This window comes from Mesorhizobium sp. M4B.F.Ca.ET.089.01.1.1 (assembly GCF_004022605.1).
Lineage (GTDB): Bacteria > Pseudomonadota > Alphaproteobacteria > Rhizobiales > Rhizobiaceae > Mesorhizobium > Mesorhizobium abyssinicae.
Window position 1 is genome coordinate 1 of the sequence record NZ_RZOS01001378.1, and the last position, 470, is coordinate 470.

The 470-nt window shown below is 56.0% G+C and carries 1 protein-coding gene; it reads right to left on the bottom strand.

Annotation, left to right across the window (positions count from 1 at the left end; genetic code table 11):
* A partial coding sequence (locus EN780_RS37605; protein ID WP_189557176.1) for an AAA family ATPase occupies positions 1–427 on the bottom strand: 427 nt, incomplete at its 3' end.
* Positions 428–470: the final 43 nt, after the last annotated feature.

The following is a 470-nucleotide window of genomic DNA, read 5'->3' on the forward strand; positions in this document are numbered from 1 at the left end:
CCTGCATTCCCAGCTTGCGTGCAAACCGTCGGATCAGCCGGAAATCGTCGAGTCCTTCGACAAAAAGAACTCTTCGACTCTTTGCAAGCGCAGTTAGAGTGATGTTCTGAGACGATCCCACCACTTCGAGCGCGCGCTGGATTCCGGCCACGTTCTTTAGACGCTCGCCCGCGCGGCGCCGCTTATCGATCATGAGTATCTCAGCCGGATCGGCCTCAGCGATGATTTCACTGGAGTGTGTAGCAAGCAGCACGTCGGCGCCAATGTCGCGAACGATCCCAAGAAACTGGCGTTGAACATCCGGGTGCAAATAGACCTCGGGCTCATCGACCACGACTAGGGAATTCTCCGTGGCCCGAGAGAGGTGGGTAAGCAACTGGCACCAGACTTGGAAGCCGAAACCGACCCAATAGATTTCCCGCGTCATTCGGCCTTCCAGGCAGAACATTGTCAGTTCACCTGTCTGATAA